General features: G+C 56.6%; 17 protein-coding genes and 1 pseudogene. 12 read left to right on the top strand and 6 right to left on the bottom strand.

Features of this window, described 5'->3' with window-relative positions; translation table 11 throughout:
• Positions 1 to 103: 103 nt before the first annotated feature.
• Together AC0LWT_RS14005 and AC0LWT_RS14000 are read left to right on the top strand one after the other, a co-directional pair.
• Positions 104 to 1383 (top strand): annotated as a pseudogene (locus AC0LWT_RS14005) (MFS transporter).
• 54 nt (positions 1384 to 1437) lie between these two features.
• Positions 1438 to 2379, top strand: a complete 942-nt coding sequence (locus tag AC0LWT_RS14000; protein ID WP_474681872.1) for an alpha/beta fold hydrolase — start codon at positions 1438 to 1440, stop codon at positions 2377 to 2379.
• 56 nt (positions 2380 to 2435) lie between these two features.
• Here AC0LWT_RS14000 and AC0LWT_RS13995 read toward each other — a convergent pair whose 3' ends face one another.
• Positions 2436 to 3323 (bottom strand): LysR family transcriptional regulator, encoded by an 888-nt coding sequence (locus tag AC0LWT_RS13995; RefSeq protein WP_474681871.1) that lies wholly within the window; start codon positions 3321 to 3323, stop codon positions 2436 to 2438.
• 199 nt (positions 3324 to 3522) lie between these two features.
• Between AC0LWT_RS13995 and AC0LWT_RS13990 the strand changes: the two genes are divergently transcribed.
• The 3 genes from AC0LWT_RS13990 to AC0LWT_RS13980 all read left to right on the top strand — a co-directional run bounded on the left by AC0LWT_RS13990 (position 3523) and on the right by AC0LWT_RS13980 (position 5915).
• Positions 3523 to 4731, top strand: a complete 1209-nt coding sequence (locus AC0LWT_RS13990; RefSeq protein ID WP_474681870.1) for an MFS transporter — start codon at positions 3523 to 3525, stop codon at positions 4729 to 4731.
• A 22-nt stretch (positions 4732 to 4753) separates the two neighbouring features.
• Positions 4754 to 5134 carry a VOC family protein gene (locus AC0LWT_RS13985; RefSeq protein ID WP_474681869.1) on the top strand — a complete coding sequence of 127 codons (381 nt, stop codon included), beginning with the start codon at positions 4754 to 4756 and terminating at the stop codon, positions 5132 to 5134.
• A 553-nt stretch (positions 5135 to 5687) separates the two neighbouring features.
• Positions 5688 to 5915, top strand: coding sequence for a hypothetical protein (locus AC0LWT_RS13980; RefSeq protein ID WP_474681868.1), 228 nt, complete (start codon positions 5688 to 5690; stop codon positions 5913 to 5915).
• 307 nt (positions 5916 to 6222) lie between these two features.
• Here AC0LWT_RS13980 and AC0LWT_RS13975 read toward each other — a convergent pair whose 3' ends face one another.
• From AC0LWT_RS13975 to AC0LWT_RS13955, 5 genes are read right to left on the bottom strand one after another with little or no spacing between them, the layout of a single operon-like run.
• Positions 6223 to 6789, bottom strand: a complete 567-nt coding sequence (locus AC0LWT_RS13975; protein ID WP_474681867.1) for a GNAT family N-acetyltransferase — start codon at positions 6787 to 6789, stop codon at positions 6223 to 6225.
• A gap of 44 nt (positions 6790 to 6833) precedes the next feature.
• A complete protein-coding gene (locus AC0LWT_RS13970; RefSeq protein WP_474681866.1) occupies positions 6834 to 7271 on the bottom strand; it encodes an OsmC family protein in 438 nt (145 codons plus the stop codon).
• Positions 7272 to 7290: 19 nt separating this feature from the next.
• A complete protein-coding gene (locus tag AC0LWT_RS13965; RefSeq protein ID WP_474681865.1) occupies positions 7291 to 7686 on the bottom strand; it encodes a MaoC family dehydratase in 396 nt (131 codons plus the stop codon).
• Positions 7683 to 8162 (bottom strand): FAS1-like dehydratase domain-containing protein, encoded by a 480-nt coding sequence (locus AC0LWT_RS13960; protein ID WP_474681864.1) that lies wholly within the window; start codon positions 8160 to 8162, stop codon positions 7683 to 7685. Before AC0LWT_RS13960 ends, AC0LWT_RS13965 begins: the two co-directional genes overlap by 4 nt.
• A complete protein-coding gene (locus AC0LWT_RS13955) occupies positions 8152 to 9165 on the bottom strand; it encodes a hypothetical protein (protein WP_474681863.1) in 1014 nt (337 codons plus the stop codon). The genes AC0LWT_RS13960 and AC0LWT_RS13955 overlap by 11 nt, the downstream gene beginning before the upstream one ends.
• Positions 9166 to 9346: 181 nt before the next feature.
• On the opposite strand from AC0LWT_RS13955, the gene fabG reads away from it, so the two are divergent.
• From fabG to AC0LWT_RS13920, 7 genes are all read left to right on the top strand, one after another.
• On the top strand, positions 9347 to 10087 hold the full coding sequence (fabG, locus tag AC0LWT_RS13950; protein ID WP_474681862.1) for a 3-oxoacyl-ACP reductase FabG: 741 nt from the start codon (positions 9347 to 9349) through the stop codon (positions 10085 to 10087).
• Between the two features lie 78 nt (positions 10088 to 10165).
• Positions 10166 to 10429, top strand: a complete 264-nt coding sequence (locus AC0LWT_RS13945; protein ID WP_474681861.1) for an acyl carrier protein — start codon at positions 10166 to 10168, stop codon at positions 10427 to 10429.
• A 14-nt stretch (positions 10430 to 10443) separates the two neighbouring features.
• Positions 10444 to 10704, top strand: coding sequence for a hypothetical protein (locus AC0LWT_RS13940; protein ID WP_474681860.1), 261 nt, complete (start codon positions 10444 to 10446; stop codon positions 10702 to 10704).
• Positions 10701 to 11885: a beta-ketoacyl-[acyl-carrier-protein] synthase family protein gene (locus tag AC0LWT_RS13935; protein WP_474681859.1), complete on the top strand. Its 1185-nt coding sequence runs from the start codon at positions 10701 to 10703 to the stop codon at positions 11883 to 11885. The genes AC0LWT_RS13940 and AC0LWT_RS13935 overlap by 4 nt, the downstream gene beginning before the upstream one ends.
• Positions 11879 to 12727 (top strand): hypothetical protein, encoded by an 849-nt coding sequence (locus AC0LWT_RS13930; RefSeq protein WP_474681858.1) that lies wholly within the window; start codon positions 11879 to 11881, stop codon positions 12725 to 12727. The genes AC0LWT_RS13935 and AC0LWT_RS13930 overlap by 7 nt, the downstream gene beginning before the upstream one ends.
• Positions 12690 to 14111, top strand: a complete 1422-nt coding sequence (locus AC0LWT_RS13925) for a class I adenylate-forming enzyme family protein (RefSeq protein WP_474681857.1) — start codon at positions 12690 to 12692, stop codon at positions 14109 to 14111. The genes AC0LWT_RS13930 and AC0LWT_RS13925 overlap by 38 nt, the downstream gene beginning before the upstream one ends.
• 13 nt (positions 14112 to 14124) lie before the next feature.
• Complete coding sequence (locus AC0LWT_RS13920; protein ID WP_474681856.1) at positions 14125 to 14919, top strand: 2-amino-3,7-dideoxy-D-threo-hept-6-ulosonate synthase; 795 nt, start codon at positions 14125 to 14127, stop codon at positions 14917 to 14919.
• The last annotated feature ends 7 nt before the right edge of the window (positions 14920 to 14926 follow it).

Here is a 14926-nt window from a genome sequence, read left to right as displayed (position 1 = left end):
CTGCAAATGCGATAATGAGCGAGAAATTACGGGCAAACAAGGTACTCGTCGCAATAAATGCAGGGTTCGCTCGAACAACCCGAGACTTGAGGAGTGCGAAAATATGGAGAAGCTTGAAAATAGCGTGGAGAGCGCGAACGGAAATTCCAGCGGCATCGGGCTTGAAGCGAAACGGGAAGAGACCGCCGCGTTCGAATCAGGCTCCGCCGTATCGTTGCCGCGCTCGGTGGCGCTGCTGTTTGCGGTCGCCTGCGGGCTCGCCGTTGCCAACGTCTACTACGCCCAGCCGCTGCTCGACGCCATGGCGAGCGAATTCGGCATCAACCAGTCGACCGTTGGCATTGTTGTTACCATAACTCAGATCGGTTATGCGCTAGGTCTGCTGCTGCTTGTTCCGCTTGGCGATTTGTTGAATCGTCGCAGGTTGATCGTCATTCAGTCGCTGCTATCCGTGCTGGCACTGACCGTAGTTGGCATCGCCCCCAACAACACGCTGCTGTTGGCGGGCAGTGCCGCAGTCGGTTTGCTTGCAGTCGTGACGCAGGTGCTTGTAGCGTACTCGGCACTGCTGGCTCTACCGGCCGAACGCGGCCGTGTAGTCGGGACTGTGACTAGCGGCATCGTAATCGGTATTTTGCTCGCGCGGACCGTGGCAGGTTTAATGGCCGACCTTGCCGGCTGGCGTATGATTTATTTTATTCTGCGGCGCTGACGCTGCTCATAACGGGTCTTTTGTTCCGAGTGCTGCCGGCGCGCGACAAGGTGAAGGTTTCAACCTCTTATCCGCAGTTATTGCGCTCGGTTTTCGCGCTGTTCGTTGAGGAGCCGATACTGGGCATACGCGCTTTGATCGCTCTGCTGATTTTTACCTCGACCTCGATATTATGGACTCCGATGGTATTTCCTCTCAGCGAACCGCCGCTTTCGCTTTCGCATACGGAGATCGGGTTGTTTGGCCTGGCGGGGGCAGCAGGTGCATTAGGGGCGGCTCGGGCGGGGCAGCTGGCGGATCGCGGTTTGAGTCAATGGGTCACAGGCGTCGGGCTGCTCATCATGCTGGCGTCCTGGCTGCCGGTCGGTTTGACGATGCATTCGTTATGGGCGTTGACCGTCGGTGTTATCGCCTTCGACCTCGGGCTGCAGGCCGTACACGTCACGAATCAGAGCATGATCTACAGCGTGCGCCCGGAAGCCCATAGCCGGCTTACCGCCGGTTATATGATTTTCTATTCCATCGGCAGCGCCATCGGTTCGATTGTCTCGACGGTCGTGTATGCATGGGCCGGATGGACCGGAGTGTGTCTGCTGGGGGCAGGAATCAGCGCTCTCGCCCTATTGTTCTGGGCGTTCACCCGGCATCTGACGCCTGAAGCGTTGACATAAGGGAGCCCACGGGTTCCCGGCTTGGTAAAAAACGACATTTAAAGGAGATGCCCAATGACTCAAAATCCGGCTATTGACAATGACAAGCTGAACGATTTCGACGGCAGCTTTCCGTTCGCTCCGCACTTCACTGACGCGCCCGGCTTCTCCATGCATTATGTCGACGAGGGACCGCGCGAAGGCGAGACGATTCTCTGCCTTCACGGCGAGCCGACGTGGGGCTATCTTTTTCGGCATCTTATCCCGGTACTGAGCAAGGATTACCGCGTCGTCGTCCCTGACCATATGGGCTTCGGCAAAAGCGAGACGCCGCAGGACCGCAGCTACTGGCTGCAGGATCACATCGATAATCTTGCGCGGTTTGTCCTGGCGCTCGACTTGCGAGACATCACCCTCGTCATGCACGATTTCGGCGGGCCGGTAGGCATGGGTCTCGCGTCGCGTCATCCGAACCGCATCCGCCGGCTGATCTCGACCAACGGGCCAACGCCGTTCGGCCAGCCTGACCTCGTCGACAGGATGACCGCAAATGGCGGCATCTCGCCTTGGTTTCAATGGATCATGAGGGCTGAAAAGGAAGGGACCCTCGAGACTGTTCTGGGCCAGCTCGGCTTCAACATCTTAAGCACGCTCAAGCTGAACGGCTTCGAGAACAACGCGCTGATCACCGGCACCTGGCTCGCGGCTTACGGCTCGCGTTTCGCCAGCCCCGCCGACTGTCTCGGCGCGATCGGCTGGGCGAAGGGCTTCGCCACCGGCGCGCACCGGTTTGAGACGCCCGACGCTGCAGCGGTGCTCGCCATCTGCGCGAAGCCGGCGCTCGCGATCTGGGGCGAGGCCGACCGCACGCTCCATGCCGAGCATTTCCTGCCACTCTTCACCGCGCTGTTCCCGAACGCTCCCGTCCATCGGCTCGCGGGCGTAGGCCACTACTGCCTGGAAGACGCGCCGGGCGAAGTCGGACGCCTCATCGCGGACTTCATCCGGCAAAGCTAGCTTTGGAAACTAGAGATAAACATAAAAAAGAGGCACGCTGCAACGGCCTCTTTTTCCTATTCGTTCGCTCCGATAAAATGGTCCGTCACAAACTGCTTGAAGCGCAGGGCGGCGGGAGATACGTACATTCCCTCTACCCAGGCCATTCCGATAATGCGCCTGCATTCGGGCCAGTTTACGCGAATTTTTGCTATTTTACTTTGATCCAAGCCTTTGAGATCGGGTAGGAGCGAGACGCCCAGTCCGGCAGCGACAAGCCCTGCGACAGTGGCTACTTCTTCTCCCTCGAACGTTATTTTGGGGCTTATTCCCGCTTGAATAAACAGCTGATCGGTGGTGATTCGGAGCGCATAGCCCTTTTTCAAAGAGATGAACGACTCATCTGCGATTTCGCCTAATGCAATACTCTCGCGATTCGATAAGGGGTGCCCTTTGGGAACGATGGCAAAAAGTTCCTCGCTCCATAGAGGCATCCACTGAATCGGCGATTTAGGCTCAAAAGAAGCAAGCAGGCAGAGATCCAATTCTCCTTGTTTCAGCTGCTCAAGAAGCCAGTAGGAGTGATTTTGCCGCAGTTGAAAGTTGATATTAGGATGATGGGTGCGGAAAGAGCCGATTAAATCCGGAACAAGATTCGTACCGAGTGTATGGAGGAAGCCGAGTGAGATTTCCCCACGTTGTGGATCGACGAGTTCCTGGATCTCTTGCTTACCTTCCTGAAATTCTTTCATAATACGATTCACACGCGCTAGAAACAGGCTGCCATACCGGTTTAAGCGAATGGAGCGCCCTTGACGTTCAAAAAGAGGGACGCCGAGTTCATCTTCCAGTCGGGCAATGGAACGGCTCAGGGCCGGTTGGGAGATCGACATCGTTTCCGCCGCTCGCGTCACATGCTGCAAACGTGCAAGGGTTTGAAAATATTCGAGCTGCTGCCACTCCATTCATGATCACCTCTTGATCATCATTTGTCCAATTCATTACCCAAACGCATTAAAATAATGAAAATAATATATTATACATCATAAAAAGTCAATGATAGTATGGAGTCAAGAGCAGAACCGATAAGTTCATCCATGGAGCGAAGGATTTCGGGAGGCAGCAATCCAAGAATAGAAAGAGTTCGGGGAGGCTTCATCCAAGATGAGTTACATTCAAAAAGGCACGTCCGCCTTTCGAAAATCCAATTTTGCATTTTTCGCAGCCGGGTTCAATACGTTTGCTATTCTTTACAGCACGCAGCCGTTGATGCCCGAATTTACGAAGGAGTTTCACATTACGCCTGCAATGGCCAGTCTGTCGCTTTCCGTGACGACGATATCGCTGGCGGTAAGCATGCTGTTTTTCGGTTCCTTGTCGGAAGTGTGGGGCCGAAAGCCTATCATGCTGATCTCGATGATAGCCGCTTCCGCTTTGTCCATTTTGACTGCTTTCAGCACTACTTTTGAAGTTTTGCTGGTGGTTCGAGTCGTTCAGGGAATCGCCTTGGGCGGGCTTCCATCCATCGCCATGGCTTACCTGGGGGAAGAAATTGAGCCCAAAAGCCTCGGCGGGGCGATAGGGCTTTATATTAGCGGCAATTCCCTCGGAGCCGTTTGCGGCAGAATCATTGCCGCCACGTTGTCGGACTTGTTCAACTGGCATGCTGCAATGGGCGCGATAAGCTTCATCAGTCTTGCGGCCAGTTTGATTTTTTGGGCGAGTTTGCCGAACTCTCGCAATTTTCATTCCCGCTCGCCGGAAATCGGCAAGCTGTTCGCTTCTTTGCTCCACCATTTGAAAAATCCGGGTATGCTTTGCTTGTTCGGCATCGGTTTTCTTATCCTCGGAAGCAACGTCGCCTTGTACAACTACATCGGCTACGTGTTGGCAGCCCCGCCGTACTCCTTAAGTCAGACGTTAGTCGGGTGGGTTTTTATCGTATTTCTCGTAGGTATGGTAAGCTCAATATGGATGGCGAAGCTGGCGCAAAAGTACGGCCTCCCCAAAGTGCTGATGCTCTCTTTGCTCATTACGATGGCGGGAGCCTGTCTAACGTTAGATGCCGACCTGTGGGTTAAAATTGCCGGGCTGCCGATTTTGACGTTCGGCTTCTTCGGAAGCCACTCCGTCGCCAGCGGCTGGGTGGGGCGCATTGCTTTCCGCAACAAAGCGCAGGCTTCGTCGCTCTACCTGTTTTTTTACTATGCCGGGTCAAGTATCGGAGGAACAGCAGGCGGGCAATTTTGGACCTTGTTCGGGTGGAGCGGGGTCGTGGGGATGATCATAGGATTTCTGTTGATCGCACTTATATTTGCGGCCAGGCTCGCAAAAACGTCTACGGCCGGCCTGTATCAGTCCCAACACGGATAATGAAAGGAAGGGGTTATTATTTATGAAAATTGATCGGCTGGATCATTTGGTGCTGACAGTAAGCGATATCCAAAAGACGGCAGCGTTCTATGAAACGGTGCTCGGAATGGAAGTCGTGCAATTTGGCGACCTGCGCTACGCTTTGCGTTTTGGAAGGCAAAAGATCAACCTGCATGAGCGGGGAAAAGAATTCGAGCCGAAGGCGAATACGCCGCTGCCGGGAACGGCCGACTTATGTTTTATCGCGGAAACGCCGCTGCAAGATGTCATAACCCATCTGAGACAGTGCAACGTAAAGATCGAAGAAGGTCCGGTAACTCGAACAGGAGCCGTGGGAACCATCCGATCGGTATATTTCCGCGACCCCGACCTTAATCTGATCGAAGTATCCAACTACGAGTAACGATTTAATGTAGCAAAACGCCCATCTGTTCAAAGGAGTAGAAGGCGGGCTCTATGGGGCCAACGCGCTCAAAACCTTTTGGACTGCTCAATTCCAATTCGATCAGCCATGAAGCGGCCCGTTGATTACTGGAGCGATTTTACTCGGTAATTCTCACTGCTGGCGGAAGGAGTCTTCCAAGTAACGCTCACAAGTGTAGATTCGATGAACACCGTGGCCCGGCGCGGGTTACAGTGCTGCACGGCGGGTGGTCATGCGGCGGCTTGGCGGGCTGGTCCGGGGTGAAAACTGCGAAAGTCGCGGCACTTTGTTAGTGCTAGGGGAACCAGTTGCGGCCCCAACGCGCACCTCTCCCGATGGAGGTCGTGGAACTGCATAACTGGGCAGGAAGCGGCTTGGCAGGGAGAAAACCTGCAAAAGTGCAGGTATTTCCTACGAAATAGGCTTGTTTTGGCGAAAAACCTGCAAAAGTGCAGGAATTTTTGCTGAAAGTGAGTCTGTGTCCCTGTATTCGGTGAAAAGCCTGCACTTTTGCAGGAATTCTTCGTGGCCAATGATCAAGGACGCAAATTCATGTATTTTTGCAGGTTTTCTTCGTTCAGCTAGGCAGATTGCGGCAGGGGATTTCGATAATGGCAAAAAGCCTGCACAAATGCAGGAATGTTTCGTCTTCAGCGTAAGACCGAACGAAAATCTGCACTTTGCGGGCTTTCTTTCTCCGCGCAGCCAGACAGCAAGGCAGCCAGGCCATCCGGCTCTGCGCGCGAGTTCCACTGCCTGACTTTCGCTGATTTTACGCGCTCAACTGACAGCGGGCAAGTTTTTAGAGAGTCTCTTTTCTGCGAATGGCTGGTGATATTGGTCATTCACAAGGTTTTTCATACTATGCCGGCGATGCCGGTCATCCATTTCCGGTCACCCGCAGGGCCGGATGTGGTCGACCGACCGCCGTCATGCAGCGCAGCACCGCACGTTGGGAGCTGCGCGCAGCGCGTCCGAGTCCGAGTCCGCCAGACCCGTACTGGTTTTCCCTGCGCTTGCAGGGCAGGGCGGACACGACGGTCCTCCGGGCGAGCAGCCACCCCCGCCTAGACGGCGAACGGCTCCAGCTTTTCCTTGACGGCTGGCCATTCATCCGCAAGGATGCTGAAGAACATCATATCCGCGCCTTGGAAGGACTTTCGCAGCGTGCCTTCGCAGACGGCTCCGATTTTTTTCAGGGCCTGCTGCGAACGGATATTGCCGGCCGCCGTGCGAAATTGGATGCGAATGGCTCCCGCGTCTTCGAAACCGTGGCGGAGCAGCAAGTATTTGCAGGTCTGATTGAGGCCGGTTCCCCAAGTAGAGGGGGTAAGCCAAGTGAAGCCGATTTCGAAGCTGCGGTGCTCGGCGGACGGGTTCAGGATGCCGGTACTGCCCATAACGGAATCCTGCTGCATAACCGTGTAGGTGATGCGATGGCCCCGTTCCGCATCCTCGATTGCTTGCCGGACGATTCTGCGCATATGGTCCGGCGTGGCTGCGCGGAAAGGCAAGTGATTCCAGATTGCGGCATCGGAGCCGGCTTCGAACAGCGCCTCGGTATGGGATATGTCAAGCGGAACGAGCTTAACGCTGCCGGCGGCAAGCGGAGTTTGCCTGATCGACATGAGCATGCTGTTTAATCCCCTCTCCGTGTTATGTATGACAATGATGCGGCTTATTCCATGACCGGTTCTTGAACAATATAGCCGACATTGCCCGCTATAGCCTTGGAAATGACGCAATTAGAGGAACAGCTTCTCGCAAGCTGACGCATCTGTTCGCGTTGTTCTTCACTGCCGTCTACGGCAATGGTGGGATATAGGCGAAGCTCGGAGATTCGCACTCCGGAACGGTCCGACACCATGTCGCCTTCAACGGTGACTTCGAGCTTCGACAGCTTGATATTGGCCTGACTCGCAGCAATGTTCGTCGTAATTAAATAACAGGCAGCTGCAGCACCGGCGAGCAGTTCGCCCGTCCCCGTATTCTCGGGGACACCGCCCCAAACGGTGGGAAGGGAGAAACCGGTGTCAAGCGCGCCGGAAGACCCGCTCAGTTTCCCGAGAAGGGGCTGGAATTGGCTGATCGAGCTTTGAACTTGAAACGTATGCATGAACGCTTACCTCCTTTTTTTAAGCCATGGTGAACCGGCCTGACAGTTTGATTCGCCCCGCCTCGTCCGCAACCGTCCATACGCCTTCAATCGGATCAGCAGGGCGATCCGGCTGCACAGATTGATAGGAGCCGCAGACATAAAGCCGTTCGTCCGCAAAAACGAAGTCCACGAACGCGGCATGCCAGAAGCGGAGTTTGCGCCCGGGAAACCATTCGGTCAAGGCATGGCCGGACATGCCCATCACGAGCATTCCGTGGGCGATGATGCCTTGAAATCCGCTTAGGCGTGCGGCGTCGGGATCCGTATGAATGGGATTGAAGTCGCCGGATGCGTGAGCATACTCCTTGATGCGGGACAGGCTGACGACCGGAAGCGGGAGGGTGGGAAGCCGAACCATGGATTCCGTGTTCATTGTCCCGCCTCCCGTCCTTGTTCAGCCAGTTGGGAACGGCTGACCAGAACAAGCCCCGACGCGCGGTTCGTCCAAACCGTCTCGAGCGTGAATGTCTTCATCCGATTTCTGGAGAGCGCCGAGACGACGCTTGTGACACCGGTAAGCTCGTCGCCGGCGCACACATCGCCATGCCATTCGAACGATTGCCGGACATGCAGCGTTTGCGCCGGATTCAGGCCGAGCCGCCGACAGATTTCGGCTTGGCCTGGGCCTGCCGCCATCTCGAGAACGAACGCGTAGGTCGGCGGTGCGGGAATATTCCGGTAGCCGCATTGCTTGGCTGTATCGCTGTCCGAATAGAGGGGGCTCGGGTCGTCGATCGCCTCCGCAAAAGCGCGGACCGACGAAAGGTCTACACTGCAATGGAACGGTTCGAACACTGTACCTACAAGAGATTCTACGCCGGAAACATGCATTCCTTCTTTATTTTCCATTTTTTCCTGAAATCGATAACGAATCTTTCAGCACACGATCCAACTGACGTTCGCATTCGCGCTCCAACTCAATGATGGCCGCCAGCTTGCGAAGGTGGGGGGCGATATCCGATCTACCGGTCATTTTGGCTTTCATGGCGCCGTTGCGGAAGGAGTACCACATGTTGATCGTCTCATAAAGCGTGTCGCAGAACCGGCTGTCCAGGATGCGGCAGAACGTCTCGTCGTCCTTCATGGAATGAATAAATTCGGTAAACCCCTCGCGCGATTCGACCACATCTTTCATTCGATCCCAGATAGATACAAGAAAGTCGACATCCGGATTCATCTCCTGTACATCCTCGTACATACGCTCCAGCCCTTTGAGACCCGATGCATATTCTTCTCGAATCTCGCCGCGCATGTGGTTCAGGCAGCTGCGCAGCTGCGAAACGAGGAGTACCTCGTCCAGAACCGGCACGACAGGCGCCGATAATTCATAGCAAAATCCTCTGTACTCATAACCTTTTTCGATAGTTTCGGCATCTACCCACCCGACTTGATGCGGCGACCAATCTACGATATGGAACCGGTTCGTCTCCTCATCGATGCCGTTGATCACAAAGAAATGGGTACCGAAGCTCTCAGAGCCGTAAAGTGCGTGCCAAGGCAGAAAATGCATGCGTGCCATCGTATACAGACAAGTGCCTCTTCCAACGATGTCCCGGACCAGCGGCTTCAGCGGCTCATCTTTGTAGCGAATGGCTTTGACCTGGAAAAATCGCTCCAGGTTCCGCCAGAGGTCGGACTGATGGTAGGTTTCGAGATTGCTTCTGCGCGGTTTGAGAGACGGCGACGAAGCGAAACTGTCAAGAGAGCGATAATAAAAATTCCAGCTGTCTGAAAACAGCCATTTAAACGGCGCACCGTTCGCCTCCAGAAAAGACATCATCAATTGTTCGTTGCAATCCAGGAATTGCGCAACTTTCATAACCGGCGGTGAAAGCGGAAGTGTGCTTATCATGTCTGCTAACCTCCTATTGATAAGATCGGTTTCGGCAGTCGGGCGGCTGGGTCGATACCGGACGATCTATTTGTATGGGGAAATGTGAAGGACAATTACAATAAATGTTATTTTTTATATTGGAATGATTTGGATATATCCTCATAGTCTAGACAAGGACAAAGAATTTGGAGGGACTGCCATGCTTGACGGAAAAATCGCCCTGGTGACGGGCGCCTCGCGGGGAATCGGGCGGGCCATTGCGCTGGAGCTTGCCTCTGCGGGTGCAGACCTGGTCCTGAATTACGCTTCAAGCGAAGCGGCTGTCCGCGAAGTGGTAAAAGAGATCGAGGCATTGGGGCGGCAATGTCTCCCGATTCAAGCGGACGTCGGATCGTCGGAAGAGGTGGAACGCATGGTGATCCGGGCGACGGAGTTTTTCGGCCGCATCGATGTACTGGTGAACAATGCTGCCGTGATCCGGGACGGGCTTTTGTTAAGAATGGACGACTCCCAATTCGACGAGGTCCTCCGTACCAATTTGACCGGAGCTTTCTACTGCATCCGTTCCGTATCTCGCCGTATGCTGCTGCAAAGGCAGGGCAGTATCGTCAATTTGTCTTCAGCGGCAGGCTTCCTCGGGAGCCGCGGGCAAGCGAACTACGCCGCCTCCAAAGCGGGGCTCGCCGGATTGACCAAAACGGCAGCCCGCGAGCTCGCGCCGCTCGGCATTCGCGTGAACGCGGTTTCGCCGGGCTGGATTGATGCCGGTATGGCCGGCGACCGGGACGAAGCATGGCGTCAAGAGCAGGAGAGAAGCATTATGCTCGCGAGGCCGGGACGGGCGGATGAGGTCGCAAAGGCAGTCCGTTTTCTCGCCTCGGACGAAGCGTCCTATGTGACGGGACAGACACTTCGCGTGGACGGCGGTATGGTCGTCTAAGCGAACTTAGCGGAACGGGCGAATGTTCGTGTTGCCATTTCGGACAGAAGTACCTTATCGAGGAGGAGAAAAAAAGAAATGAATGAGACCATGGTTGAACAGTTTTTGTTTGAGTTCCTGAAAGGAAAGCTGAACCTTCCCGCCGAGCGGAGTCAAATTAATCCGGAAACGAAGCTTGGCATAGGCGGGCTGCAAATGGAATCGCTGGCGATTGTAGAACTTGCCGTCAATCTGGAAGCCCGATTCGGCATCGCGGTGCCTGACGAAGACCTGGACCGCATTTCGCGCTTCAACGTTGCGGAATTGACGGCGTATTTAAGCGGCAAGCAAGTGACGGCATAGTCGGCATGCGGCAGATGGATATCACGAAGGAGCAAATCAAGGAACTGCTGCTTGAGCGCAACCTGTTCAGAACGGTAACGGACATTCTGGCCTACGATACGGAGCTCGTGCTGGATTCGTTGACGCTTGTTTGGTTTTTGAACGGACTGGAGATCCGATACGGTTTGAACCTGCGGCTCGATGACGAGGATTGGGAGCAATTCCGTTCCATCAATGCCATCCACAGGCTGCTCCACCGAAAAAGCAGAGAAGCGGAAGGAGCTGAATCGCATTGAAGCAGCTGAGCCGGCCAGGCCGGCGGGTCGCAATTACCGGATTCGGCTTATTGACGCCGTTCGGTTTCGGTGAAGAGGCCGTAAGACGTCATTTATTTCGCGGTGAAGACCGGTTTGCGCCGGTAACACGGTTTGATACAGATAAGTTCAAAAACGCCGTGGCAGCGGAATCCGGCTTTACCGGAAGGTTTCTGGAGCTTGGCATGGAGCTTGCGGAAGCGGCGCTGCGCATGGCTCGTCTCGACAGCGGTCATGTCGCAATTATGCTGGGCACAATGGGCGACTACGGCGAACTTAACCGCTTTTGGCGTGAGCAGTTAGACGGAAAGATGGAAACGAGAGGCGGCATGGAATGGCTGCCCGCCTACCATCTCGCAGCGATGGCGGAACGGTTCAAGCTTCATGGCAGACAGTGGGCGTATACGAATGCGTGCATCGCATCAAGCAGCGCCATCGCCGCCGCTTGCGAACTCATTGCCCAGGGCAAGGAAATCGCGGCGCTTTGCGGCGGCTACTCGCTCGTTACCGAGGAGATTTTTGCGAAGTTCAATTCGGGAAGGGCGTTTTCCCGGGACGGTAAAGTACGCGCGTTCAGCAGGGGTCGGACCGGCATGCTGCTTGGGGACGGCGGAGCGATGTTCGTGCTGGAAGACTTCGATCATGCCCGGAACCGCGGAGCCGATATTTTGGCGGAAATCGCCGGTTGGGGCGTTGCGAACGACGCTTTCCATGTTTGCCAGCCCGACCCGAAGGGAGGAGGCATGGCAAGAGCCATGATGAAGGCGATTCTGAGAGCGGGCGTCCATCCGGAATCCGTCGATTACATCAACGCGCATGGCACGGGTACACCTCTCAACGATGCCAGCGAAACAAAAGCGGTCAAGCAAGTGTTCGGCTCCGCCGCTTACCGGATCCCCGTCACCTCCACGAAGACGATGACAGGCCACATGCTGGACGGTACCGGCGCAGTTGAGACGGCCATTACGATGATTGCCATGAATGCGGGCATCGTTCCGCCGACCGCCGGCTTTACCGATACCGATCCGGCTTGCGATCTCGACTACGTCCCCCATGCCGCGAGAGTGTCCGAGATTCGCTGCGCGGTCAACCTGAATGCGGCTTTCGGGGGCTTCAACAGCGCGATTATGCTTAAGAACGTCAAGGAAGGAGGGATATGGTGACCGGGCTTGCGATTACTTCGGCCGTTTGTCTGGGGCCCTGGGGCGACGATGTCAGTCGGCTCGACGAGTGGAACTGGCAGGAAGCGGCTCCCGCCGACGCTCCGCCCGTACCCGGATTCATCGAGTCGGCCTTTAACCCGCTTGTATATGCCGTCGTCAGACGCCTCTTCGATATTGGAGCTTTCTCCGCGGGAGAGCGGACATCGCTGCTTCTGGGCAGCTTGTTCGGCGACGCGACGACCAACGACCTGGCCAGCAAGCTGTTGATCCAGGGCAAACCGGACAATCCGATGCTGTTCTACCAGTCGGTTATGAATTCCATTGTCGGCTACATAGCGCGCGAAACGGGTATTACCGGAACGACCCTGTGTATGGCGGCGTTCGGGAACATGACGTCTGCGCTCTTGGAGCAGGCGGAACTGCTGCTTGCTTCCGGTGACGCCCGGCAGGTCATTATCGTCGGCGCCGAAGTGTCAGGGAGTGTGAAGACGGATAAGACGTGGAGCCTGCTTGACCCTTCCGGTACCGGGCATGACGCAGTCGTTGACGCAGCCGCCGCATTCGTCGTAGAGCTTGCAGCCGATGCGTCCGCAGACGGTCGCCCGATTCTGGCTGTCCTTGAACTGGTCGGGTCAGGTGTTTCCGACTGCGCCGAAACCGCAGGCAATGCGCATGAAGCGCTGCCGCTGCGCCTTGGCGGCATACAGGGAATGATCGGTTTGGCGCTTGCTTTGCAGCGGCTTAACGATCTGCCGGCCCCGGCAAGCGTTTTGTTCCGCGACTACAGTATGGGAGGAGACCCGTATGACATCCGATTGGCACATCCCGCCGGATTGGGCTAAGTCGCTCATTGCCCGGACCGACCCGGACCGACCCGCTCTGATTGCCGGGCAAACCGTTTCATACGGCCGGCTGCAGCGCGAGATCAACACATGGATTCCGGAACTGGAGAGACGAGGAATCGGCCGGGGGACAACTGTCGCCTTGCAGGTTAACCGATCGTTCACCTATCTCTATCTGGTCTATGCGCTCTGGAGTCTTGGCGCCGGCATCATAATCATTGATCCGCGGCTTCAGCAAGACGAAGCGGATGAACTGCTGGACCGGTTTCGCCCGGGCTACCGTATTCGTGACAGGCTCAAGTCCGGGGGCGTGCCGGTTTTTAGGGAAGAGCTTGACGTTGACATCACCGCTTACGGACAGGATTACTGCCAAGGCGGGGCTGCGGTTAGGCCTTACGCGATTCTGCAATTCACTTCCGGTACGACGGGCCGCCCCAAGGCCGTCGTCCGTTCCGCCGCCTCCATTCGCGCGGAGCTGGATCGGCTGGCCGCGATCCCAAACGGCATCCGGCCGGACGATACCGTGGCCGTTCTCGCTTCGCTGCACCATTCCTTCGGACTGGTCGGCGCCGTCATGACGGCCCTTTCGACAGGTGCGGCTGTATTAATTCCGCCGGATCTGCAGGGCAAGCGCATTGTGCAGAGCATGGCGGCTTCGCGGACCACCGCACTATTTGCCGTACCGTTTCATTTTGAACTGCTGGCCGGCTTGGCCGAGACGGACGTCGGCAGCTTGCGAATCGCCGTCAGCGGCGGGGAGATGCTGCCGGAAACCGTGGCCGAGAAGTTTCGCGAACGGTTTGGCGTGCGGATAGGTCAAGCCTACGGAACATCCGAAACAGGCATGCTGGCCGCCGATTGGCATGGCGACTTTCCGGGTACTATCGGAGCATGTCTGAACGGCATCGAGTGGGAAATTCGAGATAGAGAACTGCTCATCGGGCTTTCGCAGTCCCCCTATGCGGACGAGGCAGGCAACGAGCGCTACAAGGAGGGCTGGCTGCATACCCGCGACGCGGTCGAGGTTGAGCCCGGCGGCGGGCTGCTTCACTTGCAGGGAAGGCTCGACTCGATACGGATTATCGGCGGGCTCAAGGTGGACGCGGTAGAGACGGAGAAAAGCATCGGCCAGCATCCGGAGGTCGAGGAGGCACGCGCGGTTTTTACGGAGGATCAGCGGCTGGAAGTGTATCTTGTCGGGAAGCCGGGACTTGACATGTCCGAGCTGCTTCGGTGGTGCGCCGGCCGGATGGCCGCCTACAAAATCCCGCAAATGTTTCACCGGGTCCATTCGCTTCCCCGCACTGCCAGCGGGAAGCCGGTTCGCGATCCGGCAGCATTGGCGGGCTTGCCCCCCTGGCACGCCCCGGGAATAACGGAGTAAAGGAGGAGAGCTCATGTTTGAAATGGAATCGCGCACGAAGCAAATGCGCATGATGCGGTTGTTCAGCCGCAGCGGAGAGCGCATGTTTATGGTCCCGCTCGACCATGCGGTGACAAGGGGGCCCATCAGCGACTTGGCGGGCATGGCGGAGCTCAACCGAGCGATTGCCGCGAACGGGGCCGATGCCGTCGTTCTGCATAAGGGGCGCGTCCGGTTCTTCGATCCGGCCTGCTTCCAGCGGCTATCGCTTGTCATCCACATTAGCGCAAGCACCGTTCACGCCGAAGACGTCAACGCCAAGACGATTGTCGCATCGGTCGAAGAGTGCATTCGTCTCGGGGCGGATGCGATAAGCGTGCACGTCAACATGGGGTCGCCGACGGAAGCGGCGCAGCTGTCCGATCTGGCCAGAACCGCAGATGCCTGCAGCCGCTGGAATATGCCCCTGGTCGCGATGGTCTATCCGCGCGGCCCCCGCATCGCGAATCCGCAAGAGCCCGGCCTTGTCGCCCATGCGGTCAATTTGGCCACGGAGCTTGGCGCGGACGTCGTCAAAACCGTCTATACCGGCTCGGTCGAAACAATGAGCCAGGTCGTCCGGTCGTGCCCGATCCCGATCCTAGTGGCGGGCGGAGAAAAGAAAACCTCCCTGAGCGAGGTCGTTCAGTTTACCCGCGATGCGATCAAGGCAGGTACACGAGGCGTGGCTATGGGGCGCAACGTGTTCGAAGCGGGGCAGCCCGAAGAAGTCGTCAGGGCCGTGTCCGAGGCCATCGACAGCACGGCCGGCTTGTTGCAATGGGTATAAAGGAGGA

It is taken from the genome of Paenibacillus sp. sgz302164 (assembly GCF_056120505.1).
Note: the sequence above shows the minus strand (reverse complement) of the source record. Positions and strands in the feature narration are given on the sequence as shown.